Origin of the sequence: Streptomyces sp. NBC_01304 (assembly GCF_035975855.1) — a bacterium.
Classification (GTDB): domain Bacteria; phylum Actinomycetota; class Actinomycetes; order Streptomycetales; family Streptomycetaceae; genus Streptomyces.
Map to the genome: position 1 here is coordinate 5,580,640 of NZ_CP109055.1, position 26,877 is coordinate 5,607,516.

Consider the following 26,877-nt stretch of genomic DNA (forward strand, 5'->3'; position numbering starts at 1 on the left):
GCCTACAGGTACGGGCCCCCGGTGCGGCCCGCGACCCCGTGATCGTCGTCGTCCTCGTCGTGTCCCACGCCCGGCGGCAGCGCCCGGCGCATCTGCTCCAGCTGGGCCCGCGCCGCCATCTGCTGCGCGAACAGCGTGGTCTGGATGCCGTGGAAAAGGCCCTCCAGCCAGCCGACCAACTGAGCCTGCGCGATGCGCAGTTCGGCATCGCTCGGGATGGACTCGTCCATGAAGGGGAGCGAAAGCCGCTCCAACTCCTCTACCAGCTCGGGGGCCAGACCGTCCTCGAGCTCACGCACCGAACTGTGGTGGATCTCCTTGAGCCGGGCCCGGCTCGCCTCGTCCAGAGGAGCCGCCCTGACCTCCTCGAGCAGCTGCTTGATCATGCTGCCGATGCGCATCACCTTGGCCGGCTGCTCGACCATCTCCGTCACCGGGATCTCACGGGGCTCGTCGTCCCCGCCGCCTCCGCCGAGGGCCATTCCGTCCTGGCCCACAACCAGGACCTGGGGACTCTCCTGCGACCTGTCGTTCCTCGGCATCTCCATGCCGCCATTCTCTCGCACACGTGCATCACACAACGTTGGTGCCCCCGTTTGGCGGTGATCCACCGTGTACGGGGGCGTACGCCGTGTCCACACCGTGTCTTTCGCGGCCGCATTTCGCCCGCCGGGCGCGGGCAGCCCTCCTTATGGCCGAGATGCCGGAATTGTCACCCCGTGTGACGCTGACTCCAGTGCTCCAACCGACCTTGGCGACCCGTCACCGGGAGGGGGTTCACCGGCGTGACTGCACGGATCCGCCCACTCTGCATCGTCGTACTCCTGCTGCTTCTGCCCCTGTGGCAGATCCCGACGGCGTACGCGGATCCGTCACCGGAACCTGAGACGTCGACGGCGTACGCGAATCCAGCGCCGGAACCCGAGCTGTCGACGTCGTACGCGAATCCAGCGCCGGAACCCGAAACGTCGGCGGCGTACGCGAATCCTTCACCGGAACCCGAAGCCTCGGTGGCGTACGCGGATCCGTCGCCGGCATCGGAGAGGTCGGCGACGGCCCGGGCCGGCAGCCACGCAGGCGAGGGCCGACCGCGCCCCGGCCGCGCGGAGCCGGCCCCCGAAGCGATCGCGCCGGAGTCCCCCTCACCCCGGCCGCCCACCGCACCGCCGACCAGCCCACCCCCGGTGGACGCGGGCCTGGTGGCGGACGCCCCCGAACAGGCCTCCGCCACCCAGGGCGAGGACCTGGTCCTGCACGTCCTGCCGCTGGGCACGGGCCTGGTCCTGATCGGCTTGGGGCTGGCGTTCCTGGCGCTACGGCTCCGCTTCAGATAGCCGGCCCGTCCGGCGTTCGAGGACAGTCTTTGCAGCGTGCCGAGCCGGCGGCAGCCTTTAGGGAAGGGGCGGGGAGGGGCAAAAATCAACGAACAAGCAGCACCTTGCCCACGTGCCCGGACCCCTCCACAACCCGATGCCCCTCGGCGGCCTCACGAAGCGGCACCTGACGATCCACCACAGGCCGAACCCGCCCGGCCCCGATGAGGGGCCACACATGCTCCCGAACAGCCGAGACGATCGCAGCCTTCTCACCCAACGGCCGCCCCCGCAAAGACGTGGCCGTAATCGCCCCCCGCTTCGCCAGCAACGCCCCGAGGTTCACCTCACCCTTGACCCCACCCTGCAGCCCGATGATCGCGAGGCGCCCGTTCACCGCGAGCACCTTCACATTCCGCTCCAGGTACTTCGCCCCGATGATGTCGAGAATGACATCGACCCCGGCCCCACCGGTCGCAGCCCGGACCTCCTCCAGGAAGTCCTGCTCCCGGTAGTCGATCAGCACATCCGCGCCCAACTCGGCGCACTGCGCAAGCTTCTCCTTGCTCCCCGCGGTGACCGCGACCTTCGCCCCGATCGCCTTGGCGAGCTGGATCGCCATGGTGCCGATCCCGCTGGAGCCACCGTGCACGAGCAGCGTCTCGCTCGGGTGCAGATGGGCGATCATGAAGACGTTGGACCACACGGTGCAGGTGACCTCGGGCAGCGCGGCCGCCGTCACGAGGTCCACGCCGTCCGGCACGGGCAGCAACTGCCCGACGGGTACGGCGACTTTCTCGGCGTAGCCGCCGCCCGCGAGCAGCGCGCACACCTCGTCGCCGACCGACCAGCCGCTCACCGAGGGCCCGAGCGCGACGATCCGCCCCGAGCATTCGAGGCCGGGGTACGGGGACGAGCCGGGTGGCGGGTCGTAGAAGCCCTGACGCTGCAGCAGGTCGGCGCGGTTGACGGCGCTCGCCGCCACCTCGACCAGGACCTCGCCCTCGCCGGGTACGGGATCGGGGACCTCGGCCCATACGAGCGCCTCGGGTCCGCCGGGTTCGGGGATGGTGATCGCATGCATGGCCGCGAGGCTACTCGCTCGCCCCGGCCCGCAGGAGCCCCCGGCCCCTGGAGCCGGAGCCGTCAGTCCTTGGGCAGCGGCCGGGTGTCCGGCGCCGCCGGGGCCTGCGGAGTCGCCCGAACGATCGTGATCAGACGGTCCGTCAACTGCAGTGGGCTGGCCGCCGGATCGTCGTATCCGAGCAGCCGATGACCGCGTACGACACTGACCACCAGGTCCTCGGTCTCCCGCACGCCCCGCCCCGCCTCGGCCTTGGTCACCGTGCGTTCGACGAGGTCGAGCCCGCTGCCCTGCTGGATCAGGTCCTCCATCACCGTGCCCGCGCTGGGGCTGAGCACCGACAGACCGAGCAGACGGCCCGCCGCGCTGGCGCTGGTGATCACAGCGTCGGCCCCGGACTGGCGCAGCAACGGCGCGTTCTCCTCCTCGCGGACCGCGGCGACGATCTTCGCGCCCCGGTTGAGCTGGCGCGCGGTGAGCGTGACCAGGACCGCCGTGTCGTCCCGCTGGGTGGCGATGACGACCTGCCGGGCCCGCTGGGCCTCGGCCCGCAGCAGGACGTCGCTGCGTGTCGCATCGCCCACCACACCGACGAAGCCCTCGGCGGTCGCGGCGTCGATGACCTTGGCGCTGGGGTCGACGATGACGATCTGTTCCTTCTTCAGGCCCGTCGCGCACAGGGTCTGGATCGCCGAGCGGCCCTTGGTGCCGAAGCCGACGACGACGGTGTGGTCGCGCAAGGTGGACCTCCAGCGGTTCAGCCGGAACTCCTCGCGGGTGCGCTCGGTGAGCACTTCGAGGGTGGTTCCGACCAGGATGATCAGGAACAGCACGCGCAGGGGCGTAATGATGAGGATGTTGGCAAGCCTGGCGCCGTCGCTGGCCGGGGCGATGTCGCCGTATCCGGTGGTGGAGAGGGTGACGGTCGCGTAGTAGAAGGCGTCGAGCAGGTCGACCTCGCCGTCGACGTTGTCGTTGTAGCCCCCGCTGTCGACGTAGACGATCAGCGCGGTGGCCACCAGGATGCTCAGCGCCATCACGATGCGCTTGGTGACCTGCTGCAGGGGGCGTTGCACGACCCGCTTGGGGAGCTTGATCCGGCTGGTGACCAGGTGCTCGTCGGCCTGCCGGGCCATCGCGTCATGGCCGGGCAGTTTCACGTGAAACACCCTTCCGGGCCCGCTGCGTCGTCCGGGCCCGCCGTGGACAGCCATGGCAGGCCTCCGTCGGAGACCCAGGGCAGATCGAGGATCTCCAGCTCCTGCCCGGGCTTGGCCCCGCCGGGCGGCACCACCGCGAGGCCTTCGGCGGCCGCGATGCCGCGCAGCATGGCCGGGCCGTTGTAGTGCAGGGGCACGGCCGTGGGCAGTGCGTCGCCGCGCAGTATGACGGGGACCAGGCGGGTGTCGTACGGATGGCCGTGGATCTCGTCCCTGGTGGGGGCGAGGTACGGCTCTGGGGCGATGCGTCCGGCGCGGGTACGCAGCAGCGGTTCGGCGAGCGTGAGCAGGCCGGAGACGGCGGCGAGGGGGTTGCCGGGGAGGCCCACGAGGTGGCGGCCCTCGTCGATGCGGGCGAGCAGCATGGGGTGGCCGGGGCGCACCTTGACGCCGTCGACCAGGAGGTCGGCGCCGATGCGGTGGAGCGTCGGGTGGACGTGGTCGACGGGGCCCGCGGCGGTGCCGCCCGTGGTGACGACCAGGTCGGCGGTGGACTTGGTGATGGCCGTGTGCAGGGCCTTGGCGTCGTCGCCGAGCCGGCGGACCCCGATGACCTCGGCGCCCAGTGCACGCAGCCAGGGCGGCAGCATCGGGCCGAGGGCGTCGCGGATGAGGCCGTCGTGGGGGAGGCCGTCGGTGAGCAACTCGTCGCCCAGGACGAGGACTTCGACGCGGGGGCGGGGAACGGTGGGCAGCGCGTCGTAGCCCGCGGCGGCGGCGAGGCCGAGGACGGCCGGGGTCACCAGGGTCCGGGCGGGCAGGAGTTGGTCGCCGCTGCGGCACTCCTGGCCGCGCGGGCGGATGTCCTGGCCGTGCAGCACCTCGCGCCGGGCGTGCAGCCGGCCCTTCTCGTCGGTGAGGCCGTGTTCGCTGCGGATGACCGCGGTGGCCTCGTGCGGGATCCGGGCGCCGGTGGCGATGCGGATGGCCTCACCGTCGGTGAGCGGGGCGGGGGGTGCGTGTCCGGCGAGGACGGGGTCGGCGCGTACCGCCCAGGGGCCGGGGCCCGCCACCGCCCAGCCGTCCATGGCCGAGGTGTCGAAGGAGGGCAGGTCGGTGAGGGCGGTGAGGGGTGCCGCCAGGATCAGGCCGAGGGCCTGGTCGAGGGGGGTCTCGGCGGGAGTGGGCGGGGCCATGGCGCGGGCGGCGCGCTCGGCGACTGCGCGGGCCTCGGGCCAGGGGGTGGCGTGCGGGTGGGCGCCCTTGGCGTGCGCCGTGCGCCCGGCCCCGGCCTCGTGCGCGCGGGGCGGGCCGTCCTGGCCGGGCAGTTCGGGGGCCGCCACCCCGCTGTTGGCCAGGGCGAGCGCCTCGTCGACGTCCAGGTCGGCCCGGTCGGCCGCTTCCTGCCCGGTGGTGCGATGCCCGGTCATCCGGCGTCCGGCCGGGGGGCGGCGCCGTCGTCGGGGCGGTCCTCGTCGGCCCATCGGGTGGCGAGCGCGGTGGCCTTGCGGCAGGCCTCGGCGACGGCTTCGGGGCCGCCGTCCTTCGCCTGCGCGGCGGCGTATCCGACGAGGAAGGTGGTCAGGGGCGCGGCCGGCCGGGCGACCCCGTGCGCGGCGTCGCGCGCGAGGTCGAGCAGCAGACCCGTGTCGACGTCGAGGTCGAGACCGAGTTCATCCTTGACTGCGGTGATCCATTCATCCAGCACGTGCTCATGCTCCCTGATCCTTGACCGGGCTTGGGCGATGTCCTCCCAGGTGTCGCAGTCGAACGCGGCAAGGGAGTGGTCCGGCTCGGTGACCCGGGTGAGGGCGAGCTCGGCGGTGAGCAGGCGCAGGGGCAGCCCGGTGAGGCCGCCGTGCGCGGTGGAGATGAGCGCGAGCTCGCGGCGCAGCGCGGCGCTCCGGTAGGCGGCGACCAGGGGTTGGTCACGGCCTCCGGCGTCGGTGAGCAGGGCGCCCTCGGCCTGCTCCGTGTCGAGGGCGGCGTCGTCGAGGGCGGCGAGGAGGGTGCGTACCGTCTGCTCGCCCAGGAAGGGCAGATCGGCGGAGAGTACGACGACGATCCCGGCCGTGGTGGCGCGCAGCCCGGCGTCGAGCGCGGCGAGCGGGCCGCCGCCCGGCGGGTCCTCGTGCGTGAAGCGCACGGGCCGGGCGGTCGGCCTGGGTTCGGCCACGACGACGGTCGTCGTGGCCGTGGCGCAGGCGGCGAGCACGCGGTCGAGCAGGGCCCGACCGCCCACCCGCACCCCGGGTTTGTCCGCGCCGCCGAGCCGCTTGGCGGAGCCGCCGGCGAGGACTACGGCGTCATACGAGGTCATCCCCCGAGTATGGGCATACGAAGGATCATTGCCACCCCTGCGAACGGCCTGTGTACGAGGGGACTTCGGTCACAAGCCGCCGGCCCGGTGGGGCTCGGTCACAGCGTGCGCAGGAGTACCGCCGGCTGTTCCACACAGTCGGCCACGTACCGCAGGAAGCCGCCCGCCGTACCGCCGTCGCACACCCGGTGGTCGAAGGTGAGCGAGAGCTGCACCACCTGGCGTACCGCCAACTCCCCCTGATGCACCCAGGGCTTGGGCACGATGCGGCCGACGCCGAGCATGGCCGCCTCGGGGTGGTTGATGATCGGCGTGGAGCCGTCGACGCCGAACACGCCGTAGTTGTTCAGCGTGAACGTGCCACCCGTCAGGTCGGAGGGCGTCAGTTTCCCGGCCCGCGCCGCCTCGGTGAGGCGCCCGAACTCGGCGCTCAGCGACTCGGCGTCCCGCGTGTGCGCGTCCTTCACGACGGGCACGACGAGGCCCCGCTCGGTCTGCGCGGCGAAGCCGATGTGCACCCGGTCGAGCCGGACGACCTCGCGGGCGGCCAGGTCGACGGTGGAGTTGAGCTCGGGGAACCGGTCGAGGGCCGCCGTGCAGATGCGGGCGAGCAGCGCGAGGAGCGAGATCTTCGGCCCACCCGCCGCGTTCATCGCCGCGCGGGCCGCCATCAGCTCGGTCGCGTCCGCGTCCACCCAGCAGGTGGCATCGGGTATCTCGCGCCGGCTGCGGGACAGCTTGTCGGCGACGGCCCCGCGGACGCCGCGCAGCGGGATGCGCAACTCGCCTGCCACAGCGGCCGGTTCGGGGGATGCGACGGCCGTACGCTCCCGAGGCTGCTCGGGGGCTGCGGGGGCGGTCGCCTGCCCGGCGCCGGCGCGCAGCGCCGTCTCGACGTCGGCGCGCAGGATCAGTCCGTCGGGGCCCGAGCCGACCAGTTCACGCAGGTCCAGGCCGTGGTCCCGGGCCAGCCTGCGGACCAGCGGTGAGATCACCGGAACCGGGCCGGACTGGTCCGGCGCCAGGGACGTGGCCGGGGACGGAGCCGTAACCGAGGCCGGAGCCGGGGCTTCAACAGCCGGTGCGGGGGCCGGGTTCGCAGGGGCCGGGACCGCCGACACGGTGGCCATGCCCGGCCGCACCCGGCGCCTGCGCGCGGGAGGCGCGCCCGTGCCGTAGCCGACCAGCACATTGCCGGAGCCCTCCGCGGAGTCCGACTCCTTGGCCGGTGCCTCTCCGTTCGTCTCCGAGCCACCCACGGCGACCGTCAACAGCGGCGCGCCGACGGGCACTTCGGCCCCTTCCTCACCGAAGCGCGCGGTCACCACGCCCGCGTACGGGCACGGCACCTCGACCATCGCCTTGGCCGTCTCCACCTCGACCACCGGCTGGTCGACCACGACGACATCGCCGACGGCCACCAGCCAGCGCACGACCTCGGCCTCGGTGAGGCCTTCGCCGAGGTCCGGCAGCTTGAACTCCATGACCTGAGCCATCAGCTCGCCTCCCACTGCAGCCGCGCCACCGCGTCCAGGATCCGGTCCACGCCCGGCAGGTGGTGCCGCTCCAGCATGGGCGGCGGGTAGGGGATGTCGAACCCGGCGACCCGGAGCACGGGCGCCTCCAGGTGGTGGAAGCACCGCTCGGTGACGCGCGCGGCGATCTCGCCGCCGGGCCCGCCGAAGCCGCCGGACTCGTGCACGACCACGGCGCGTCCGGTCCTGCGTACGGACGCGGCGACCGTCTCGTCGTCGAACGGCACCAGGGAACGCAGATCGACCACTTCGAGCTCCCACCCCTCCGCCTGCGCGGCCTCGGCCGCCTCCATGCAGACGGGCACGGACGGGCCGTACGTGATGAGCGTGGCGCTGCGGCCGGTGCGCCGCACCACCGCCTTGCCTATGGGGTCAACGGCCATCGGCTCCGCGGGGTTCCAGGAATCCTTCGCCCAGTAGAGGCGCTTGGGTTCGAGGAAGACCACCGGGTCGTCGGAGGCGATGGACGCGCGAAGTAGGCCGTACGCGTCGGCGACCGTGGCCGGAGTGACGACATGGAGACCGGGGGTCGCCATGTAGTACGCCTCGGAGGAGTCGCTGTGGTGCTCGACGCCGCCGATCCCGCCGCCGTACGGGACACGGATGGTGAGCGGGAGCGGCATCGCGCCGCGCGTGCGGTTGCGCATCTTCGCGACGTGCGAGATCAGCTGCTCGAAGGCCGGGTAGGCGAACGCGTCGAACTGCATCTCGACGACCGGCCGCAGGCCGTACATGGCCATGCCGACCGCCGTGCCGAGGATGCCGGCCTCGGCGAGCGGGGTGTCGGTGACGCGGTCCTCGCCGAACTCCTTCACCAGGCCGTCGGTGATCCGGAAGACGCCGCCGAGCGCGCCAACGTCCTCGCCCATGATGTGCACGGACGGGTCGTCGGCGAGGGAGTCGTGCAGGGCGCGCTGCAGGGCCTGCGCCATGCTCGCGGGCTTCCGCGCGCCGGTCTTGGCTCCGGGGCGGTCAAGGGCGGTGGTCACTGCTCGGCCTCCGCGTCGTTCTCGGCGTGCTCGGCGTTCTCGGCGTCGAGTTCGGCACGCAACAGGGCTGCCTGCTCGCGCAGTTGCGTGGTCTGCTCGGCGTACACGTGCGTGAAGAGGTCCATCGGGTCGAGGACCGGGTCCTGGTTCATGCGGGCGCGCAGGTCGGCGGCCATCTCCTCGGCCGCGTCGTGCGCTCTCTGTATGCGGTCCTCGTCCAGGAGGCCGCGCTCGGTCAACTCCCGCTCCAGGAGCTTGATCGGGTCGTGCGCGCGCCAGGCCTCGACCTCGGCGTCGCCCCGGTAGCGGGTCGCGTCGTCGGCGTTGGTGTGGGCCTCCAGGCGGTACGTCACGGCCTCCACGAGGACCGGACCGCTGCCGGCGCGCGCGTGCTGCACGGCCTTGCTCAGTACTTCATGCATGGCCGCGGCGTCGTTGCCGTCGACGAGCCGGCCCGGCATTCCGTACCCGACGGCCTTGTGGGCCAGTGAGGGGGCGGCGGTCTGCTTGGCGAGCGGCACCGAGATGGCGAAGCCGTTGTTCTGCACGAGGAAGACCACCGGGGCCTTCCACACGGCGGCGAAGTTCAGCGCCTCGTGGAAGTCGCCCTCGCTGGTGCCGCCGTCGCCGACCATGGCAAGCGCCACCACGTCGTCGCCCTTGAGGCGGGCGGCGTGCGCGAGGCCCACGGCGTGCGGGAGTTGGGTCGCGAGAGGCGTGCTCAGGGGGGCGACCCGGTGCTCGCGCGGGTCGTACCCGGTGTGCCAGTCGCCGCGCAGGAGCGTGAGCGCCTGGACGGGGTCGAGGCCGCGGGCGACTGCGGCGAGGGTGTCGCGGTAGCTGGGGAAGAGCCAGTCCTGCTCCTGAAGGACCAGAGCGGCGGCCACCTCGGCGGCCTCCTGGCCGGTGCTGGAGGGGTAGACGGCGAGCCGTCCCTGCTTGGTGAGTGCCGTCGCCTGCGCGTTGTAGCGACGGCCCCGGACCAGCTCCTCGTACAGCCTCAGCAGCAGCCCTTGATCGACCTTGCCGGCCGCCTCGGTACCGAGGACGCGATGGGGCTCGGCGTCGGGCAGCAAAGGCGCGGGATCCGTGCGGGGCTTCCAGGCGGGAGGCGGGGTCGGCTGGTAGGCCTCCCGCTGCTCCATGACCGTCGTGCTGTGGTTCTTCACCGCGTGCACACCTCCTCGTGGGAGCGACCAGAGAGAGACGCGATGTGTGAGGCGTCTCACCTACCGATTGTTCGGTCGTCGGCACATTTTGGCTACAGGCACCTTCAGGCTGTGGACAAACGGTTCTCCACAGCCTGGGATAGATGCATTACGTCCATGGTAGGGAGGCGGGGGGACATGGCATCTGAACGAATGGCCGACGACGGTCCCACGGGCGCTGCGGGGGCCTCTGGGGCCGAGTACGCGGCGAAGGAAGGCCTCGGCGAGGAACCGCCCCGTCCGCTCGACGCCATCGACCGCGACATCCTGCGGATGCTGCAGACGGACGGTCGCGCGTCGATACGCTCCGTGGCCGAGCATGTCCATGTGTCACGGGCCAATGCGTACGCGCGCATCAACCGGCTCATCGAGGACCGCGTGATCCGCGGCTTCGGGGCGCGCGTCAATCACGAACGCGCCGGGCAGGGCGCCTCCGCGTACATCACGCTGAAGATCGTGCAGAACTCCTGGCGGACGGTGCGGGAGCAGCTGCGGGCCCTTCCGGGGGCGGCGCACATCGCGCTGGTCAGCGGCGATTTCGACGTCCTGCTGCTCGTGCACACGCCGGACAACCGGACGCTGCGGGAGCTGGTGCTGACCCGGCTGCAGGCCATACCGGAGGTGCTCAGCACGCGGACGCTGCTGGTGTTCGAGGAGACGGATCTGGAGCCGGAGGGCTGACGGCTTCCGGGGGCGGGCCGGTCGGGCCTCAGGCTTCGACGCGCAGCCCGGCGAACGCCAACTGCACCACCGCGTCGGCGATTTCGGCGCCGTCGGCGCCCCTGCTGTCGGGCTTGTACCACTCCACCAGCGAGTTGATCATGCCGAAGAGCAGCCGGGTGGCCAGCCGGACCTCGACGTCGGCCCGCAGATCGCCCTCGGCGACGGCCGCCTTGAGCAGCTCGGCCACCTGGTGGTCGAACTCCCTGCGCCGCTCCATCGCCCATTGCTCGGTCGCGGTGTTGCCGCGGACGCGCAGGAGCAGCGTGACGTACGGCAGCTCGGTCGTCAGGACCCCGACCATGCGGCGCGTGACGTACTCCAGGCGGTCCACGGCGCGCCCCACGCGCGCGTGCTCCTCGTTGAGGATGCCGAAGAGTTCGTCGAGGGCCCGGCTGACGGCCCGCTTGAGGAGCTCCTCCTTGCCCGCCACGTGGTGGTAGATCGACGACTTGGAGATGCCGGCGGCCTTGGAGAGGTGCTCCATGGAGGTGCCGTCGTAGCCGCGGTCGTTGAAGACCTGGACGGCGACGGCGAGGAGGGTCTCGGGGGTGTAGGTGTCGCGCTTGGCAGTGGTCATGATCTGGACCGGTTCTCATGGAGGAGGGCTCGGCGCCGGAGCGCGAGCGAAGGGGCATAGCGGGTGTCGGGGCTGACTTCACTCATGGCCTCAAGGAGCGTCTGCGCCCAGTCGGGACCGAGCCGCCCGCACCATTCCAGTGGCCCGACGGGGTAGTTGACGCCGAGGCGCATGGCGATGTCGATGTCCTCCGGACCGGCCACCGCGCGGTCGGCCGCGTCCACGGCGAAGTCGATCAGCATGGCGACCGTACGGGCCACGATCATGCCTGGGACGTCCCCGATGACCGTGACCTGCTTGCCGAGGCGCTGGAACAGTCCGATTGCCGCTCGCAGATCACGCTGGTCGACGTCCTCAGGGGCGGCGAGCACGATCCGCGTACAGGCGCGGTAGTCGAGGGCCAGGTCGAAGGTGATGCACGGTGCGACGTAGGCATCGCTGACCAGGGCGCCGTAGACCGGCATCAGCGCCGTGCCGTGCGGCAGCTCTATCGCGTCGTCCGACAGCTCCAGCTCGAACTCGCGCAGCTGGATGCCCGCTTCCTCGATCATCGGAAGCAGTTCCGCGGCGGGTCCGAGGCTGCCCTGGACGGCCACCGCCTCGGGGGCGTCACAGGGCTCGGCGGTCTGCGGCTGCGGCCGCTCGGCCCCGTCCGCGTACGAGAACCACCCGTGCCCCGACTTCCGCCCCAGCCGACCAGACTCCACCAGCCTGCGCTGCGCCAGCGACGGCGTGAACTTGGCGTCCTGGAAGAAGGACTCCCAAACGGACCGCGTGACCGCCTCGTTGACGTCCTGCCCGATCAGGTCGGTCAGCTCGAAGGGGCCCATCTTGAAGCCGCCGCACTCGCGCAGCACCGCGTCGATGGTGGCGGGGTCGGCCGCCCGCTCCTCGTAGAGGCGAAACGCTTCGGCATAGAAGGGCCGGGCAATGCGATTGACGATGAAGCCAGGGGTGTCCGCGCTGCGGACCGGCGTCTTGCCCCAGGCCCGGGCCGTCTCGTACGCGCGCGTGGCGGCCGATTCGTCCGTGGCGAAGCCGCTGACGACCTCCACGAGGGGCAGCAACGGCGCGGGGTTGAAGAAGTGCAGGCCCACGAAGCGACCGGGCACCCGCAGGGCGCCGCCGATCGCCGTGACGGACAGGGAGGAGGTGTTCGTGGCCAGCAGACAGTCGTCGGCGACGACGCCCTCCAGCTCACCGAACAGGCTCTGCTTCACGCCGAGTTCCTCGAGGATCGCCTCGACGACGAGCCCGCAGTCGGCAAGCTCGGCCAGGCTCTCGGCGGGCGTGAGTCGAGCCCGCGCGGCATCGCGATCGGCGTCCGGGAGGCGCCCCTTCTCGACGAGCCGGTCGAGCCGCGCCCCGATCGCGTCGGCGGCCGTCTTGGCCCGCCCGGCCACGGCGTCGTACAGCCGCACGGGGTGACCTGCGACGAGGGCGACCTGGGCGATTCCCTGGCCCATGGTGCCGGTGCCCACGACGGCGACAGGAGTGCTGCGGTCGAGGCCGGTCCCAAATGTCATGCTCGCGATCCTCCCGCACCAGGTTTTCCACAGCTTCGGCGGACCCCCTTGTCCCGACCGATCGTTCGGTTACTCTAACGTTGTTCCGCTGATTCTGTCCCTCTTCATGTCCCAGCCCAGTCCCTGCCCAGCTCGCCGACTCGACGAAGAGTCGGCGCCAGGAGGAGTTGGTCCGCAATGGCCGCCGCCGAGCTCACCGCCCAACAGCTGATCGAAAAGCACCGGCCCACCCTCGACCAGGCACTCGAGACGATCCGCACGCGCGCGTACTGGTCCCCGCACCCCGAGCACCCCAAGGCGTACGGCGAGCACGGCAGCCTGAGCGCGGAGGACGGCAAGGCCGCCTTCGACGCCCTGCTCGCCGGCCGCCTCGACCTCGGCCAGCCGGGCACCGACGGCTGGGTCGGCGGCGAAGTGTCGCCGTACGGCATCGAGTTGGGCGTCGAGTACCCGCACGCCGACCTCGACGTCCTGCTGCCCGCCATGCGCGCGGCGATCCCCTCCTGGCGAGACGCGGGCGCCGAGATCCGGGCGATGGTCTGCCTGGAGATCCTGGCCCGCATCAGCGCGCGTACGCACGAGTTCGCGCACGCGGTCATGCACACCAGCGGCCAGGCCTTCATGATGGCGTTCCAGGCGGGCGGGCCGCACGCGCAGGACCGCGGCCTGGAGGCGGTGTCGTACGCGTACGTGGAGCAGGTGCGCACCCCGGACGCCGCGGACTGGAGCAAGCCGCAGGGCAAGCGCGACCCGCTCAATCTGCGCAAGGCGTTCACGCCGGTTCCGCGCGGGATCTCGCTCATGATCGGCTGCAACACCTTCCCGACGTGGAACGGCTATCCGGGCCTGTTCGCCTCGCTCGCCACCGGCAACCCCGTCCTGGTCAAGCCGCACCCGCGCGCGGTGCTCCCCCTCGCCCTCACCGTCCAGGTGGCCCGCGAGGTGCTCACCGAGGCGGGCTTCGACCCCAACCTCGTGTGTCTGGCCGCCGAGCAGCCCGGCGAGGGCATCGCCAAGACCCTGGCGGTACGCCCCGAGATCCGGATCATCGACTACACCGGCTCCACCGCCTTCGGCGACTGGCTGGAGACCCACGCCCGCCAGGCGCAGGTCTACACGGAGAAGGCCGGGGTCAACACGGTCGTCATCGACTCGACCGACAACTACAAGGGCATGCTGTCCAACCTGGCCTTCTCGCTGTCGCTCTACAGCGGCCAGATGTGCACCACCCCGCAGAACCTGCTGATCCCCCGCGACGGCATCAGCACCGACGCAGGACCCAAGTCGTACGACGAGGTGGTGAGCGACCTCGCGGGCGCGGTGTCGGGCCTGCTCGGCGACGACGCGCGGGCGAACGCGCTGCTCGGCGCGCTGGTCAACCCTGATGTGAAGGCGCGGGTCGAGGCCGCTCCCGGACTCGGCGAAGTCGCCCTGCCCTCAAGGGAGATCAGCAACCCGGAGTTCCCGGGCGCGGTGGTGCGTACGCCGGTCATCGTGAAGCTGGACGGCACCAAGCCCGACCCTGACGCCGCCTATCTCAGCGAGTGCTTCGGCCCCGTCTCGTTCGCGGTCTCCGTGGACTCGGCGGCCGACGCGGTGGAGCTGCTTCGCCGCACGATCCGCGACAAGGGCGCGATGACCGTCGGCGCCTACACCACCTCGCCGGACACCGAGCGCGCCCTCGAAGAGGCCTGCCTCGACGAGTGCGCCCAGCTCTCGCTGAACCTCACGGGCGGGGTGTACGTCAACCAGACCGCGGCGTTCTCGGACTTCCACGGCTCGGGCGGCAACCCGGCGGCGAACGCCGCGCTGTGCGACGGCGCGTTCGTGGCCAACCGCTTCCGGGTGGTCGAGGTGCGCCGGGAGGCGTGAGACAAGCGGTTGCGCCCGGCCCGAAGGAACCTCAGGGCCGGGCGGAACCCGCCGACCAGTGGAACAGCGTCATCCCCACGCTGGTCGCCAGGTTGTAGCTCGACACCTGCGGCCGCATCGGCAGGGACACCAATTCATCGGCACGCGCGCGCAGTTCGTCGGAGATGCCGCTGCGCTCCGAACCGAAGGCGAGGAGCGCGTCGTCGGGCAGGGCGAGGGAGCGGATGTCCTTGCCCTCGGGGTCGAGGGCGAACACCGGGCCCGGCGGCAGCTCGGCCACGCCCAGCCGCTCCACCGCGGTCGCGAAGTGCAGCCCGGCGGCGCCCCGTACGACGTTGGGGTGCCAGGGGTCGATCGTGCCCGTGGTGACGACCCCGGTGGCCCCGAAACCGGCGGCGAGACGGATCACCGCCCCGGCGTTGCCCAGGTTGCGCGGATTGTCGAGGACGACCACGGGAGCGCTGCGCGGCGTCCGGGCCAGCGCTGCGAGCTGGGCCGCGCGCTCGGGACGTACCGCCAGGGCCGAGACCCCGGTCGGGTGCACCCGTGGCACGAGGTCGCCGAACACCTGGGCCGGCACCTCCACCAGCAGGGCGTCCAGCTCCGCCAGGACATCCGGGGCGAGCTCCGAGGCCAGCCCCAGGGCTGCCGCCTTGTCGCCGGTCACGGCCACCGGGACGACGGCACCGAAACGCAGGGCGTGCTTCAGGGCGTGGAAGCCGTCGAGCAGCACGGACTCGTCGAAGAGCCCGCGCCAGCGACGTACCGCGTCGTCAGTGCCGTGACTGCCCCGATCGGAACTCGGCCCGCCGCCCTGACCACCCTGGTCACCCTGATCGTTCACGGAGTGAAGCCTACGCGCGCGTGCTCCGCGGCCTCCGTGTCGTGCTCTTCGCTCGGGTGCTGTCGCGGTCCGGGCAGCCGCCCCTTCGCCCCGGTCACAAGGCGCCCTCGCAACCGCTCCGCCCAGCCGCCCACCCGGCGCAGGAACGACGTCGGCAGGAAGACCGCGTCGGCGGCGATCATCGCGAGCGAGAAGAAGGGCAGCCCGAGGACGACGGCGATCACCGCATGCTCGGTGATCATGGCCACCAACAGCACGTTCTTCACACGCCGGTTGAAGAGCGTGAAGGGGAAGGCGACCTGCACGGCAACCGTGCCGTAGGTGACCAGCATCAGCATCAGGCCGCTGGAGGCAAGCAGTTCGGACAGGGCCGGCCAGGGCGAGAAGTAGTCGAGGTGGAGCGGGTAGTAGACCGCGGTGCCGTCCTGCCAGCGACCGCCCTGGATCTTGTACCAGCCGGCTGTCGCGTAGATCAGACAGGCCTCGGCCATGATCACGAACAGGGCGGCGTTGTGCAGGATGTTGCCGAGGACGTCGACCAGGACGCGCGGCTCGTCCTCACGCGCGTACTGCTGGACGAGCCAGTGCACGCCGCACCCCAACCACACCCCCCACAGCAGCAGCGGGCCGACGAGAAGATCGAACGGGCGCGAGGCGTCCCATTCCCACTCCACCTTGCCCGCCAACTGGAACACGATGAGGGCCACCCCGAGCACGACCCACAGGACCGGCCCGAATCGGTCTCCACGCGCGCGTGATGGGTCATGGTCGCCACGCGCGCGTGATGCGTATTGGTCGCCACGCGCGCGGGCCCGGCGCCGGGCGTCCAGGGACCAGACCTGCCCGCAGCGGGTGAGGACCAGATAGATCGCCATCAGATGGATGACGTTGTCCCCGCCGTCGCCCATGAACACGCTGCGGTTCTGCAGCGAGAGCACGCCGACCATGAAGAGCACGGACATGGTGCGGGTGCGCCAGCCGAGCAGCAGCAGGGCACTGGCCACCATCGACAGGACGTACACGCACTCGAACCAGCCGCGCCCGTCGAACCACATCAGCACGGTGAATGCGTGGTTGTCGTCGATCAGCTGCCGGGCCATGTCCCAGTTCCAGGGCCCGTCGGGCCCGTACAGCTCATGGCGGTGGGGGAGTTCGCGCAGCAGGAAGAGCAGCCAGGTCGCGGAGAATCCGATGCGGATCACGGCGCTCTGGTACGGGCCGAGCACCGAGCCGGTGACCCTGCCCAGGCCGCGCGAGATCGACGCGGCCGTGCGGTCGAGGCGGCCCACCGCGCGCTCTTCTCCCTGTCCCGGGACGTGGTCGAGGCGGCTCACCGGGCGCTCACCTCCGTGTCCTGGGACGTGATCGGCCACCACGGAAGCGTGCGGCGAACGGGCTTGGTGTCCACCGTCTCCTTGCTCCACGACGGCGGCCGCACATTGGTGGTCACCGAGCGGAGCTGCACACGGTCGAGCGTGCCGCCGAGCTCCTCGCCGGACAGCCGCAGCGCCACGATGCGGCGGATGTAGCGCTCGGAGAGTTCGCCGCGCAGGCCGTTCGGACGGTTCTCGCTGTCGTGCGAGGCGACGAAGAAGTCCCAGCCGCGGCGCAGTTCGTTCTGCTGCGTGTGGCTGGGGAGCAGATTGCCGTCTATGGCCCTGCCGTCCTGGGCGGAGAGGTCGTACCAGCCGGTCGTGACGATTCTTCCTTCGTCGGTACGCACCTGGGCTCGGACCTGGACCGCGACGTTCTGCTGCAGCGGGTTGGGCGCGAAGAGCTTCCAGTTCTGCTCGAACTCGGGGTAGACCCAGTCATCGACCGCCTGGCCGTGCTGCTTGGTCATGGTGTTCGGGGGCGCGACGTGCAGGAAGACCATCGAGAGATGGACGCCGGCGACGACGGCGACCAGGGCGAGGACGAGGGCGGCTGCGACCTGGTAGCGGGGCGAGAGCGCGGCGATGCCACCCGGCGGCACAGGGCCTTGCGGGGGGTCTTGCGGACGGTCGCGCGGAGGGCCTTGCGGGGCAGGTGGTGGCGGGGCTTCGAGGGACGGCGTGGTGCCGTCACCCCTGTCGTTCGCGTCCATTTCGCCCCGATCCCCTTCAGCCTGTCCCCTCGGCCTGCAGCTTCGCACCGGAACGGTACTCACCCCCGCTGTCCGCGCACAGCGTCCGTGAGGTTATCCACAGGGTTGACACGTTACGGACGCCGGTCCCACCATGGAAACCAGCGAACCGAACGATCGGTCGGTAGAGTGATCAAGGTCAGCACCGCCGGGACCCGGCGACGACCTGAACACCCGAGGGCGAGGGGGCCCGCATGGCTACGGTGGCCGCAGACGTCGACGAGGCGACCCGCACGACGGCATTCGACGCCGCCGTGGCGGCCGACGAGCGCATCGAACCGCGCGACTGGATGCCCGACGCCTACCGCGCGACGCTGGTGCGCCAGATCGCGCAGCACGCCCACTCCGAGATCATCGGCATGCAGCCCGAGGCGAACTGGATCACGCGCGCACCGTCCCTGCGCCGCAAGGCGATCCTGATGGCCAAGGTCCAGGACGAGGCGGGGCACGGGCTCTACCTCTACAGCGCCGCGGAAACCCTGGGCACCAGCCGGGACGAGCTCCTCGACAAGCTGCACTCCGGCCGCCAGAAGTACTCCTCGATCTTCAACTACCCCACCCTGACCTGGGCCGACGTCGGCGCGATCGGCTGGCTGGTGGACGGCGCGGCCATCACCAACCAAGTGCCCCTGTGCCGCTGTTCGTACGGCCCGTACGCACGCGCGATGGTGCGTGTCTGCAAGGAGGAGTCCTTCCACCAGCGGCAGGGGTACGAGTCACTGCTCGCGCTCAGCCGCGGCACCGAGGCCCAGCACGCGATGGCACAGGACGCGGTCGACCGCTGGTGGTGGCCGTCCTTGATGATGTTCGGCCCGCCGGACGACGAGTCCTCGCACTCCGCGCAGTCCATGGCCTGGAAGATCAAGCGCCACTCGAACGACGAGCTGCGCCAGCGCTTCGTGGACATCTGCGTCCCCCAGGCCGAGTCCCTCGGACTGACGCTCCCCGACCCGGACTTGAGGTGGAACGAGGAGCGGGGCCAGCACGACTTCGGAGCCATCGACTGGACCGAGTTCTGGGACGTCCTCAAGGGGAACGGCCCGTGCAACGAACAGCGCATCACCCAGCGCAAACGCGCCCACGACGAGGGCGCCTGGGTCCGGGACGCGGCGACCGCGTATGCGGCAAAGCACACCGCCGGCACCACAGCCGGGCAGCACACCGCCCACACCACGACCGGGCAGCACGGAGAGGCGACGACGGCATGAGCAGCTCGACCGAATGGCCACTGTGGGAGGTCTTCGTACGCTCCCGCCGCGGGCTCGCCCACACCCACGCGGGCAGCCTGCACGCCCCGGACGCGGAACTCGCCCTGCGCAATGCGCGGGACCTGTACACGCGCCGCGGCGAGGGCGTCTCCCTGTGGGTGGTGCCGTCCGCCGCGATCACGGCCTCCTCGCCGGACGAGAAGGACGAGTTCTTCGAGCCGGCCGGCGACAAGCCGTACCGGCATCCGACGTTCTACGAGATCCCGGACGGGGTGAAGCACCTGTGACCGCCACCGTCCCCGCCCATGCCCACGCGGCCGCCCTCGCCCTGGGCGACGACGCCCTGGTGCTCTCGCACCGCCTGGGGGAGTGGGCCGGGCACGCCCCGGTCCTCGAGGAAGAGGTGGCGCTGGCGAACATCGCGCTCGACCTCCTCGGCCAGGCCCGCATACTGCTGTCCCTCGTGGGGGACGAGGACGAGCTGGCGTATCTCCGCGAGGAGCGTGCGTTCCGCAACCTCCAACTGGTCGAACAGCCGAACGGCGACTTCGCGCACACCATCGCCCGCCAGCTGTACTTCTCCACCTACCAGCGGCTGCTGTACGCACAACTGGCCTCCGGATCCGGTGAGTTCGCCCCGCTGGCGGCCAAGGCCGTCAAGGAGGTGGCCTACCACCAGGACCACGCCGAGCAGTGGACGCTGCGGCTCGGGGACGGGACTGCCGAGAGCCATGAGCGGATGCAGCGCGCGCTCGACGCGCTGTGGCGGTTCACCGGCGAGATGTTCCAGGCTGTCGACGGACTCGACGGCGTCGACCGGTCGTCCCTGGAGGCGAGTTGGCTCACGTCGGTGACCGAGGTCGTCGAGCGCGCGACGCTCACCGTCCCGGACGGACCCCGGCTCGGCGCCTGGGCGGCGGGCGCGGGCCGGCAGGGCCTGCACACCGAGTCCTTCGGCCGGATGCTCGCCGAGATGCAGCACCTGCACCGCAGCCACCCGGGGGCGACATGGTGACCGCCCACCTCAAGGGTGAACCCACCCCGCTCGAAGAGGAACTGCTCGCCCTGGCCGGCTCGGTCCCCGACCCCGAGCTGCCCGTGCTGACCCTGGCGGACCTCGGCGTCATGCGAGGCGTGCGGGTCCTCGCGCCCGGCCGGGTCGAGGTCGAACTGACCCCCACCTACACCGGCTGCCCCGCGATAGAGGCCATGTCCGCGGACATAGAGCAGGTGCTGCACGAACACGGGATGGCCGAAGTCACCGTCCGCACCACGCTCTCCCCCGCCTGGTCGACGGACGACATCAGCGCCGAAGGGCGCCGCAAGCTGGCGGAGTTCGGCATCGCACCGCCCCGTGCGCACGCGGCCGACGGACCTGTACCGATCGGCCTCTCCATCCGCTGCCCGCACTGCGGATCCACCGACACCGAGCTGCTCAGCCGCTTCTCCTCCACGGCGTGCAAGGCCCTGCGCCGCTGCGTGTCCTGCCGGGAACCCTTCGACCACTTCAAGGAACTGTGATGATCCAAGGGATGGCCCGCACCATGGCCCAGGGGATGATCCAAGGTCCCCTCCCGGCAGGTGGATTCTGATGGCGGCCGCCAAGTCGGCACGCTTCCACCGGCTCCGCGTCGCCGCGGTCGACCGGCTCACGGACGACTCCGTGGCCCTGACCTTCGACGTCCCCGCACCGCTGCGCGAGGAGTACCGGTATCTGCCGGGCCAGCACCTCGCCGTACGCCGCATCGTGGACGGCACCGAGATCCGACGCACCTACTCGGTCTGCTCCCCGGCACCCGACGGTGCCACGGGGCCGGACCAACTGCGGGTCGGCGTACGCCTGGTGGAAGGCGGCGAGTTCTCCACGTACGCCCACAAGGAGATCTCGGTCGGGGACGAGCTCGAGGTGATGACCCCCGCCGGCCGCTTCACCCTCGCACCGCGCCCCGGGCACTATGCGGCCGTGGTCGGCGGCAGCGGCATCACCCCGGTCCTGTCGATCGTCTCGACCCTCCTGGCACGGGAGCCGGACGCCCGGTTCTGCCTGATACGCAGCGACCGAAGTGCCGCCTCGACGATGTTCCTGGAGGAGGTCGCCGACCTCAAGGACCGCTTCCCGCAACGGTTCCAGCTGGTCACCGTGCTCTCCCGGGAGGAACAGCAGGCCGGCCTGCCCTCGGGCCGCCTCGACGAGGAGCGTCTGACCGCACTCCTTCCGGCGCTGCTCCCCCTGGCGGACATCGACGGCTGGTTCCTGTGCGGACCCTTCGGCCTGGTGCAGGGAGCCGAGCGGGCGCTGGGCGCGCTCGGGGTGGCGCGGGCCCGGATCCACCAGGAGATCTTCCATGTGGACGACGGCGCGACGGCCGCCGCACCCTCGGCACCGGCGCCCGCGCACAGCACGGTGACCGCGACCCTGGACGGCCGCTCCGGCAGCTGGCCCGTGCAGGACGGCGAGTCCCTGCTCGAGACGGTCCTGCGCAACCGCGCCGACGCCCCGTACGCCTGCAAGGGCGGCGTGTGCGGAACCTGCCGGGCCTTCCTGGTCGGGGGAGAGGTACGGATGGACCGGAACTTCGCGCTCGAGCCGGAGGAGACCGAGGCGGGCTACGTCCTGGCCTGCCAGTCCCATCCGACCACGGACCAGGTGGAGTTGGACTTCGACCGCTGAGACCTGGCGCCTGCCCGGACCTGACATCCGCCCGGACCCGGCGACCGCCCACGCGTCCGTCCGGCAACCGACACTGGGCCGGGCGCCGCCATTCCCTTCCTCTAGAACCTGTTCTATCTTGACGGTCCGTCAGATCAGAGCCGGTGCGCGCGGGAGGACAGGCAGTGGACTTCACCTTCACCGAGGAACAGCAGGCGGCCGTCGAGGCGGCGAAGGCGGTCTTCGCCGACGTGGCGGCGGACGGGGTACCCAGCCCCGCCCTCACCCCCGGCGCCGTGGCCGACGACTTCGACCGGGCCCTGTGGGGCAAGCTGGCCGAGGCCGATCTGCTGAGCCTGCTCCTGGACAGCGAATACGAAGGGGCGGGCCTCGACGCGATCGCCCTCTGCCTGGTGCTGCGCGAATCCGCGAAGGTCCTGGCCCGCGTGCCACTCCTGGAGAGCAGCGCGGCCGCGTACGCCGTAGGAACCTATGGCGGCGCCGAGTTGAAGCAGCGCATCCTGCCGCGAGCCGCCAAGGGCGAGCTCGTCCTCACGGTCGCCGCGAACGGCCGCACCGGGCACGACGGAGCCGAACTCGCCGTCACCGCCCGCCAGGACGGCACGGACTGGCTGCTCGACGGCGCCCAGACCGGAGTGCCCTGGGCACAGAACGCCGACCTGATCGTCGTCCCCGCCCACACCGCCGCAGGCGGCACCGTGCTCGCCCTGGTCCCCCGCGTCACAGAGGGCCTGAGCCTCGCCGACCAGTACTCCACCAGCGGCGAACGCCTCGCCGAACTCCACCTCTACGCAGTACGCGTCCCGGCCGGCGACCTCATCGACGCCGACGGAGCCTGGGAGTGGCTGCGTAACCTCCTCGCCACCGGAACCTGCGCCCTCGCGCTCGGCCTCGGCGAGGGCGTACTCGGCATGACCAGCGAATACACCAGCAAGCGCGAACAGTTCGGCTTCCCGGTCGCCACATTCCAAGCCGTGGCCGTACAGTCCGCGGACCGCTACATCGACCTGCGCGCGATGGAGGTCACCCTCTGGCAGGCGGCCTGGCGGATCGCCACCGGCGCGAGCGGCGCACTGCCCGCGTCCGGGGATGTCGCCGTCGCAAAGATCTGGGCGTCCGACGGGGTCCGCCGAGTCGTCCAGACCGCCCAGCACCTGCACGGCGGCTTCGGCTCGGACACCGACTACCCGCTGCACCGCTATCACGCCTGGGCCAAGCAACTGGAACTCTCACTCGGCCCGGCCGCGGCCCACGAGGAAGCCCTCGGCGAACTGCTCGCCGCACACACCCTGGGCTAGAGCCACACACGCCCGGGCCAGAGCCACACACCCTGGGCCAGTGCCACACACCCTGGGCCAGAGCCGCCCGCCCTGGGCCAGAGCCGCCCGCCCTGGGCCAGAAAGACCGACGGCTAGACCACAGCTCCGGGCTGCCCCGCACCATCCACGACGGGGCGGCCCGAAGCCGCCCACGCCTCCATACCGCCCGCGACGTTCACCGCGTCGATGCCCTGCTGCCCGAGGTACATGGTGACCTGGGCCGAGCGCCCACCCGACCGGCAGATCACATTGACCCGCCCGTCCTGCGGCGCGGCCTCGGTCAACTCCCCGTAACGGGCCACGAATTCACTCATCGGCAGGTGCAACGCACCCGCCGCATGGCCCGCCTGCCATTCATCGTCCTCACGGACGTCGAGCAGGAAGTCGCCGTCCGACAGTTCATCGACGCCGACCGTGGGCACATGAGATCCAAAAGACATGCCCCGACGCTACCGGACCATCCCGGCCAGCTGAGCCTCACGCTCGGAAACCTGCGCCAGCAGCTGCTCCGCGATCTCCTCGAGCAGCCGGTCCGGATCGTCCGGCGCCATCGTCAGCATCGACCCGATCGCACTCTCCTCCAGCTCACGGGCGACCAGAGTGAGCATCTCCTTGCGCCGGGCCAGCCACTCGAGCCGCGCATAGAGCTCCTCGCTCTCGCTCGCCCCGAGCTCCTGAGGCACCGGCCCCGCGGCCCACTCGGCACCGAGCTCCCGCAACCGCGCCTCGTCCCCGAGCCCGTACGCCGCGTTGACGCGCACCATGAACTCGTCCCTCCGCGCCCGCTCCTTGTCGTCCTGCGCGAGGTCCGGGTGCGCCTTGCGGACGAGCTCGCGGTACAGCCGCCGCGCCTCGTCACTGGGCCGCACCCGCTGCGGGGCCCGCACCGGCAGCTCGTTGAGCATCGCCGAAGCCTCGGGCGACAGGCCGTCCGAGTCCATCCAGCCGTGGAACAGCTCCTCGACGTCCGGCATCGGCAGCACCCTGCCCCGCAGCTCCTGAGCCCGCCGCAGATCCTCCGCGTCACCACTGCTCGCGGCCTGCGCCTCGGCGATCTGGGCGTCCAGCTCCTCGAGCCGCGCATACATCGGGCCGAGCTTCTGATGATGGAGCCGGGAAAAGTTCTCGACCTCCACCCGGAAGGTCTCCACCGCGATCTCGAACTCGATCAGGGCCTGCTCCGCAGCCCGCACGGCCCGCTCGAGCCTGGCCTCGGGACGCTCGTCGGAGGCACCACCCGCACCACCCGCAGCGGTACGCGGCTCGTCGGCAACAGGCGATTCATCAGCTTCCGGGCTCGTCACCCGTCCAGCCTACGGCCCTGCGCAATGCCCGGAGCACCGCACGGCGGAAGGCCCCAACCGGTGAGAACCGGGGGGTGGGGCCCCCGCCCCCCCCTCCCTCCCCCCGCCCCCTCCGTCACACCCCCGACTCAGCCTCGATCCGCCCCTCCCGAACCCCGGCCACCAACACCGCATGATCCGCCTCGGTCCGGTCCGCATACGCCACCGCGAACGACGCCACCGACTCGTCCAGCTCCTCGTTCTTGCCGCAGTACCCGGAGATCAGCCGGGGATCGGCGGTGTGCGCATGGGCGCGGGCGAGGAGCGCCCCGGTCATCCGGCCGTAGTCGTCGAGCTGGTCGGCGGCCAGTGCGGCCGGGTCCACGCTGCCCTTGCGGTTCCTGAACTGGCGTACCTGGAACGGCCGCCCGGCAGCGGACGTCCAGCCGAGCAGGATGTCGCTGACGACCTGCATCCGCTTCTGTCCGAGCACGACCCGGCGCCCCTCGTGCAGCACCTCGCCCACCTTGAAGCCCGCCGCGGGAAGGTGCGGAAGGAGTGCCGAGGCCCGTGCCTCCTTCACCTGCAGCACCAGCGGCTCGCCCTGGTGGTCCTGCAGCAGCACCACGTAGGAGCGCGTCCCGACGCTGCCCGTGCCCACCACCCGGAAGGCCACGTCCTGGATCGCGTACCGCGCGAGCAGCGGCAGCCGGTCCTCGGAGAGCGTGTCCAGGTACTCCCCGAGCGACGAGGCGACGGCGGCCGCCTCCGCGTCGGGTATGCGACGCAGCACCGGCGGCGCGTCCACGAAGCGCCGGCTGCCGTCGTCCAGGACCTCGGTCGACTTGGCCGCGAACCGCCCGCTCGTATTGTTCCGAGCCTTCTCCGAGACCTTTTCCAGGGTGCCGAGCAAATCGTGGGCGTCGGTGTGCGAGACCAACTCCTCGTCCGCGATGGCGTTCCACGCGTCGAGGACCGGCAGCTTCGCGAGGAGCCGCATGGTGCGCCGGTACGCCCCCACCGCGTCGTGCGCCGCCTGACGGCAGTCGTCCTCGCTCGCTCCCGCCTCGCGCCCGGCGAGCACCAGGGAGGCCGCGAGGCGCTTGAGGTCCCACTCCCAGGGGCCGTGCACGGTCTCGTCGAAGTCGTTGAGGTCGATGACGAGTCCGCCGCGCGCATCGGCGTACAGCCCGAAGTTGGCCGCGTGCGCGTCCCCGCATATCTGGGCGCCTATCCCGGTGACCGGCGTCCGCGCGAGGTCGTACGCCATCAGTCCGGCGGCACCGCGCAGGAAGGAGAAGGGCGAGGCGGCCATCTTGCCGACGCGCATCGGAATGAGTTCGGGTATCCGGCCCCGGCTGGATTCCTTGACCGCGGCGACCGCGTCCGGCCGTCCCTCGGCCACCGCGAACCGGTCGTGCGAGCTGCGCGGCACCTGCTCGCGAAGTGCCTTGCCCGCACGCTTGGGCGGCTCCTGCTCCGGCCACCGGGCGAACCCCGGCATCACGGGCAGCCGCGAGGCGTCCGCCCCGTCCCGCTGCCCGGGAACAGTGCCGGAGCCGGCAACAGCGCCCACCACATCCAGATCCCGCTCGGCCACCGCGGACCGCCTCCCCCGGCTTCCCCGCGCCCACCGGCGCGGACATCAACTGGCAAGACCGTACCGCCGGATGCGGAAGCGCGTCAGAGCCTGTGGACAACCGTCGCCAACGGCGAATCCGCCTCACCCACAGGCGCCTCACAGGCACGTGATTGTCCTCACGCGACCCCGCGGCGCCCGCCCCGGAGCACGCAAAAGCCCCACAGTCCGAAGACTGTGGGGCTCTCGTCTTATTGTGCGCGAGGGGGGATTTGAACCCCCACGTCCCTAAGGACACTGGCACCTGAAGCCAGCGCGTCTGCCGTTCCGCCACTCGCGCAATAAGTGCGTCCGCCGGTCCCTCACTGTGTGGTGTGGGCGCCTGCCGACATCGAGAAGATTAGCACGCTGCACAGGGTGGATTCACATCCGTTTCCGCGGGCACCTGCCTGTGGAGATGCCCTGCCCGGGCGTCTTGTGAGCATGCCCATGAGGGCAGCCTCCCCAGCCCCGGACTCAGTACGGGACACTGGCTGGAGGCCGCCTCTACGATCCTTGTGAGAGGCGACACCCATCCTCAGGCCGCAGAAGGGGAACCAGCCGATTTCCCGGCGCGTGGATACGATCAGTAAGCAGTACTTGGTTGAGAACGACGGAGAGCACGACGGAGGAGGTGCCCCATGGGAGTCCTGAAGAAGTTCGAGCAGCGCCTCGAAGGTCTGGTCAACGGCACCTTTGCCAAGGTGTTCAAGTCCGAGGTGCAGCCGGTCGAGATCGCGGGCGCCCTCCAGCGCGAGTGCGACAACAACGCCACGATCTGGAACCGCGAGCGGACTGTCGTCCCCAATGACTTCATCGTCGAGCTGAGCGCCCCCGACTACGAGCGGCTGAGCCCCTACTCCGGCCAGCTCGGCGACGAGCTCTCCGGCATGGTGCGCGACTACGCGAAGCAGCAGCGCTACACCTTCATGGGCCCCATCAAGGTCCATCTGGAGAAGGCCGAAGACCTCGACACCGGGCTCTACCGCGTGCGCAGCCGGACCCTCGCGTCCAGCACCTCGCAGGCCGCCCCCGCCGGCGCTCCGGCTGCCGGACCGCGCGGCGGCCAGCCCGCGAGACCCCCGCAGGCGGCACCGGGCGGCGGCTACGGCTACCCGCCGGCCGCGGCACCTCCGATGCCCGCTGCGCCGCCTCCGGGCCGGCCGCAGGCGGCTCCCGCCCGTCCGCAAGGACCCGCGGGCCCCATGCCCAGCACCCAGACGCGGCGCTGGATCGAGATCAACGGCACGCGCCACCAGATCTCCCGCCCGACGCTGGTGCTGGGCCGCAGCACCGACGCCGATGTGCGGATCGACGACCCCGGCGTATCGCGCCGGCACTGTGAGATCCGGACCGGAACGCCCTCGACGATCCAGGATCTCGGATCTACCAACGGCATCGTGGTAGACGGGCAGCACACCACCCGCGCTACGCTCCGCGACGGCTCGCGGATCGTCGTGGGCCAAACCACCATCGTTTACCGGCAAGCCGAAGGGTGAAGC

26 protein-coding genes and 1 tRNA gene are annotated in these 26,877 nt (G+C 71.3%); 10 read left to right on the forward strand and 17 right to left on the reverse strand.

What is annotated here, in order from left to right; all coding sequences use genetic code 11:
* Positions 1-2 precede the first annotated feature (2 nt).
* A complete protein-coding gene (locus OG430_RS24705) occupies positions 3-548 on the reverse strand; it encodes a bacterial proteasome activator family protein (protein ID WP_327354779.1) in 546 nt (181 codons plus the stop codon).
* A gap of 237 nt (positions 549-785) precedes the next feature.
* Between OG430_RS24705 and OG430_RS24710 the strand changes: the two genes are divergently transcribed.
* Positions 786-1,334, forward strand: a complete 549-nt coding sequence (locus tag OG430_RS24710) for a hypothetical protein (RefSeq protein ID WP_327354780.1) — start codon at positions 786-788, stop codon at positions 1,332-1,334.
* Positions 1,335-1,419: 85 nt separating this feature from the next.
* On the opposite strand, the gene OG430_RS24715 is transcribed toward OG430_RS24710, so the two are convergent.
* The 7 genes from OG430_RS24715 to pdhA form a co-directional block, all read right to left on the reverse strand.
* Complete coding sequence (locus OG430_RS24715) at positions 1,420-2,397, reverse strand: NAD(P)H-quinone oxidoreductase (protein WP_327354781.1); 978 nt, start codon at positions 2,395-2,397, stop codon at positions 1,420-1,422.
* 62 nt (positions 2,398-2,459) lie between these two features.
* A complete protein-coding gene (locus tag OG430_RS24720) occupies positions 2,460-3,611 on the reverse strand; it encodes a potassium channel family protein (RefSeq protein ID WP_327354782.1) in 1,152 nt (383 codons plus the stop codon).
* Complete coding sequence (locus tag OG430_RS24725; RefSeq protein ID WP_327354783.1) at positions 3,554-4,987, reverse strand: molybdopterin molybdotransferase MoeA; 1,434 nt, start codon at positions 4,985-4,987, stop codon at positions 3,554-3,556. Before OG430_RS24725 ends, OG430_RS24720 begins: the two co-directional genes overlap by 58 nt.
* Positions 4,984-5,877, reverse strand: coding sequence for a DUF6457 domain-containing protein (locus OG430_RS24730; protein ID WP_327354784.1), 894 nt, complete (start codon positions 5,875-5,877; stop codon positions 4,984-4,986). Before OG430_RS24730 ends, OG430_RS24725 begins: the two co-directional genes overlap by 4 nt.
* A gap of 98 nt (positions 5,878-5,975) precedes the next feature.
* Positions 5,976-7,373, reverse strand: a complete 1,398-nt coding sequence (locus tag OG430_RS24735; protein WP_327354785.1) for a dihydrolipoamide acetyltransferase family protein — start codon at positions 7,371-7,373, stop codon at positions 5,976-5,978.
* Positions 7,373-8,344, reverse strand: a complete 972-nt coding sequence (locus OG430_RS24740; protein ID WP_327359209.1) for an alpha-ketoacid dehydrogenase subunit beta — start codon at positions 8,342-8,344, stop codon at positions 7,373-7,375. Before OG430_RS24740 ends, OG430_RS24735 begins: the two co-directional genes overlap by 1 nt.
* 53 nt (positions 8,345-8,397) lie before the next feature.
* Positions 8,398-9,546: a pyruvate dehydrogenase (acetyl-transferring) E1 component subunit alpha gene (gene pdhA, locus OG430_RS24745; protein ID WP_327359210.1), complete on the reverse strand. Its 1,149-nt coding sequence runs from the start codon at positions 9,544-9,546 to the stop codon at positions 8,398-8,400.
* A gap of 201 nt (positions 9,547-9,747) precedes the next feature.
* On the opposite strand from pdhA, the gene OG430_RS24750 reads away from it, so the two are divergent.
* On the forward strand, positions 9,748-10,290 hold the full coding sequence (locus OG430_RS24750) for an Lrp/AsnC family transcriptional regulator (RefSeq protein ID WP_442816547.1): 543 nt from the start codon (positions 9,748-9,750) through the stop codon (positions 10,288-10,290).
* A 28-nt stretch (positions 10,291-10,318) separates the two neighbouring features.
* On the opposite strand, the gene OG430_RS24755 is transcribed toward OG430_RS24750, so the two are convergent.
* Positions 10,319-10,909: a TetR/AcrR family transcriptional regulator gene (locus OG430_RS24755; RefSeq protein ID WP_327354787.1), complete on the reverse strand. Its 591-nt coding sequence runs from the start codon at positions 10,907-10,909 to the stop codon at positions 10,319-10,321.
* Positions 10,906-12,435 (reverse strand): 3-hydroxyacyl-CoA dehydrogenase, encoded by a 1,530-nt coding sequence (locus tag OG430_RS24760; RefSeq protein ID WP_327354788.1) that lies wholly within the window; start codon positions 12,433-12,435, stop codon positions 10,906-10,908. The genes OG430_RS24755 and OG430_RS24760 overlap by 4 nt, the downstream gene beginning before the upstream one ends.
* A 177-nt stretch (positions 12,436-12,612) precedes the next feature.
* Here OG430_RS24760 and paaN point away from each other — a divergent pair, with 177 nt between their 5' ends.
* On the forward strand, positions 12,613-14,307 hold the full coding sequence (gene paaN, locus OG430_RS24765; RefSeq protein WP_327354789.1) for a phenylacetic acid degradation protein PaaN: 1,695 nt from the start codon (positions 12,613-12,615) through the stop codon (positions 14,305-14,307).
* 31 nt (positions 14,308-14,338) lie between these two features.
* Here paaN and OG430_RS24770 read toward each other — a convergent pair whose 3' ends face one another.
* The 3 genes from OG430_RS24770 to OG430_RS24780 form a co-directional block, all read right to left on the reverse strand.
* Positions 14,339-15,040 (reverse strand): TrmH family RNA methyltransferase, encoded by a 702-nt coding sequence (locus OG430_RS24770; protein WP_327359211.1) that lies wholly within the window; start codon positions 15,038-15,040, stop codon positions 14,339-14,341.
* Between the two features lie 107 nt (positions 15,041-15,147).
* The gene (locus OG430_RS24775) at positions 15,148-16,440 is read right to left on the reverse strand and encodes an HTTM domain-containing protein (protein WP_327359213.1); all 1,293 of its coding nucleotides are present in this window, start codon (positions 16,438-16,440) and stop codon (positions 15,148-15,150) included.
* Positions 16,441-16,481: 41 nt separating this feature from the next.
* Positions 16,482-17,237: a DUF5819 family protein gene (locus OG430_RS24780; protein ID WP_327354790.1), complete on the reverse strand. Its 756-nt coding sequence runs from the start codon at positions 17,235-17,237 to the stop codon at positions 16,482-16,484.
* A 233-nt stretch (positions 17,238-17,470) separates the two neighbouring features.
* Here OG430_RS24780 and paaA point away from each other — a divergent pair, with 233 nt between their 5' ends.
* The 6 genes from paaA (at position 17,471) to OG430_RS24810 (ending at position 22,453) form a co-directional block, all read left to right on the forward strand.
* Positions 17,471-18,484: a 1,2-phenylacetyl-CoA epoxidase subunit PaaA gene (paaA, locus tag OG430_RS24785; RefSeq protein WP_327354791.1), complete on the forward strand. Its 1,014-nt coding sequence runs from the start codon at positions 17,471-17,473 to the stop codon at positions 18,482-18,484.
* Positions 18,481-18,771, forward strand: coding sequence for a 1,2-phenylacetyl-CoA epoxidase subunit PaaB (paaB, locus tag OG430_RS24790; protein WP_327354792.1), 291 nt, complete (start codon positions 18,481-18,483; stop codon positions 18,769-18,771). The genes paaA and paaB overlap by 4 nt, the downstream gene beginning before the upstream one ends.
* On the forward strand, positions 18,768-19,499 hold the full coding sequence (paaC, locus tag OG430_RS24795) for a 1,2-phenylacetyl-CoA epoxidase subunit PaaC (protein WP_327354793.1): 732 nt from the start codon (positions 18,768-18,770) through the stop codon (positions 19,497-19,499). Before paaB ends, paaC begins: the two co-directional genes overlap by 4 nt.
* Entirely contained in the window at positions 19,493-20,005 is a 513-nt protein-coding gene (gene paaD / locus OG430_RS24800) for a 1,2-phenylacetyl-CoA epoxidase subunit PaaD (RefSeq protein WP_327354794.1), read from the forward strand. The genes paaC and paaD overlap by 7 nt, the downstream gene beginning before the upstream one ends.
* Positions 20,006-20,075: 70 nt before the next feature.
* Positions 20,076-21,155, forward strand: coding sequence for a 1,2-phenylacetyl-CoA epoxidase subunit PaaE (paaE, locus tag OG430_RS24805; protein WP_327354795.1), 1,080 nt, complete (start codon positions 20,076-20,078; stop codon positions 21,153-21,155).
* Between the two features lie 164 nt (positions 21,156-21,319).
* Positions 21,320-22,453 (forward strand): acyl-CoA dehydrogenase family protein, encoded by a 1,134-nt coding sequence (locus OG430_RS24810; RefSeq protein ID WP_327354796.1) that lies wholly within the window; start codon positions 21,320-21,322, stop codon positions 22,451-22,453.
* Between the two features lie 113 nt (positions 22,454-22,566).
* On the opposite strand, the gene OG430_RS24815 is transcribed toward OG430_RS24810, so the two are convergent.
* From OG430_RS24815 to OG430_RS24830, 4 genes are all read right to left on the reverse strand, one after another.
* The gene (locus OG430_RS24815; RefSeq protein ID WP_327359214.1) at positions 22,567-22,896 is read right to left on the reverse strand and encodes a rhodanese-like domain-containing protein; all 330 of its coding nucleotides are present in this window, start codon (positions 22,894-22,896) and stop codon (positions 22,567-22,569) included.
* 27 nt (positions 22,897-22,923) lie between these two features.
* Positions 22,924-23,778 carry a J domain-containing protein gene (locus OG430_RS24820; RefSeq protein WP_327354797.1) on the reverse strand — a complete coding sequence of 285 codons (855 nt, stop codon included), beginning with the start codon at positions 23,776-23,778 and terminating at the stop codon, positions 22,924-22,926.
* 115 nt (positions 23,779-23,893) lie between these two features.
* The gene (locus tag OG430_RS24825) at positions 23,894-25,261 is read right to left on the reverse strand and encodes a DUF2252 domain-containing protein (protein ID WP_327359215.1); all 1,368 of its coding nucleotides are present in this window, start codon (positions 25,259-25,261) and stop codon (positions 23,894-23,896) included.
* Positions 25,262-25,593: 332 nt separating this feature from the next.
* Positions 25,594-25,676, reverse strand: a tRNA-Leu gene (locus OG430_RS24830).
* Between the two features lie 340 nt (positions 25,677-26,016).
* Here OG430_RS24830 and OG430_RS24835 point away from each other — a divergent pair.
* Entirely contained in the window at positions 26,017-26,874 is an 858-nt protein-coding gene (locus OG430_RS24835) for a DUF3662 and FHA domain-containing protein (protein WP_327354798.1), read from the forward strand.
* Positions 26,875-26,877: the final 3 nt, after the last annotated feature.

What these genes read in the sequence shown, in the direction of transcription:
- OG430_RS24705 (WP_327354779.1), bottom strand. Translation starts at nt 548, where the DNA reads ATGGAGATGCCGAGGAACGACAGGTCGCAGGAGAGTCCCCAGGTCCTG.
- OG430_RS24715 (WP_327354781.1), bottom strand. Translation starts at nt 2,397, where the DNA reads ATGCATGCGATCACCATCCCCGAACCCGGCGGACCCGAGGCGCTCGTA.
- OG430_RS24720 (WP_327354782.1), bottom strand. Translation starts at nt 3,611, where the DNA reads ATGGCTGTCCACGGCGGGCCCGGACGACGCAGCGGGCCCGGAAGGGTG.
- OG430_RS24725 (WP_327354783.1), bottom strand. Translation starts at nt 4,987, where the DNA reads ATGACCGGGCATCGCACCACCGGGCAGGAAGCGGCCGACCGGGCCGAC.
- OG430_RS24730 (WP_327354784.1), bottom strand. Translation starts at nt 5,877, where the DNA reads ATGACCTCGTATGACGCCGTAGTCCTCGCCGGCGGCTCCGCCAAGCGG.
- OG430_RS24735 (WP_327354785.1), bottom strand. Translation starts at nt 7,373, where the DNA reads ATGGCTCAGGTCATGGAGTTCAAGCTGCCGGACCTCGGCGAAGGCCTC.
- OG430_RS24740 (WP_327359209.1), bottom strand. Translation starts at nt 8,344, where the DNA reads ATGGCGCAGGCCCTGCAGCGCGCCCTGCACGACTCCCTCGCCGACGAC.
- pdhA (WP_327359210.1), bottom strand. Translation starts at nt 9,546, where the DNA reads ATGGAGCAGCGGGAGGCCTACCAGCCGACCCCGCCTCCCGCCTGGAAG.
- OG430_RS24750 (WP_442816547.1), top strand. Translation starts at nt 9,748, where the DNA reads ATGGCATCTGAACGAATGGCCGACGACGGTCCCACGGGCGCTGCGGGG.
- OG430_RS24755 (WP_327354787.1), bottom strand. Translation starts at nt 10,909, where the DNA reads ATGACCACTGCCAAGCGCGACACCTACACCCCCGAGACCCTCCTCGCC.
- OG430_RS24760 (WP_327354788.1), bottom strand. Translation starts at nt 12,435, where the DNA reads ATGACATTTGGGACCGGCCTCGACCGCAGCACTCCTGTCGCCGTCGTG.
- paaN (WP_327354789.1), top strand. Translation starts at nt 12,613, where the DNA reads ATGGCCGCCGCCGAGCTCACCGCCCAACAGCTGATCGAAAAGCACCGG.
- OG430_RS24780 (WP_327354790.1), bottom strand. Translation starts at nt 17,237, where the DNA reads ATGGACGCGAACGACAGGGGTGACGGCACCACGCCGTCCCTCGAAGCC.
- paaA (WP_327354791.1), top strand. Translation starts at nt 17,471, where the DNA reads ATGGCTACGGTGGCCGCAGACGTCGACGAGGCGACCCGCACGACGGCA.
- paaB (WP_327354792.1), top strand. Translation starts at nt 18,481, where the DNA reads ATGAGCAGCTCGACCGAATGGCCACTGTGGGAGGTCTTCGTACGCTCC.
- paaD (WP_327354794.1), top strand. Translation starts at nt 19,493, where the DNA reads ATGGTGACCGCCCACCTCAAGGGTGAACCCACCCCGCTCGAAGAGGAA.
- paaE (WP_327354795.1), top strand. Translation starts at nt 20,076, where the DNA reads ATGGCGGCCGCCAAGTCGGCACGCTTCCACCGGCTCCGCGTCGCCGCG.
- OG430_RS24825 (WP_327359215.1), bottom strand. Translation starts at nt 25,261, where the DNA reads ATGCCGGGGTTCGCCCGGTGGCCGGAGCAGGAGCCGCCCAAGCGTGCG.
- OG430_RS24835 (WP_327354798.1), top strand. Translation starts at nt 26,017, where the DNA reads ATGGGAGTCCTGAAGAAGTTCGAGCAGCGCCTCGAAGGTCTGGTCAAC.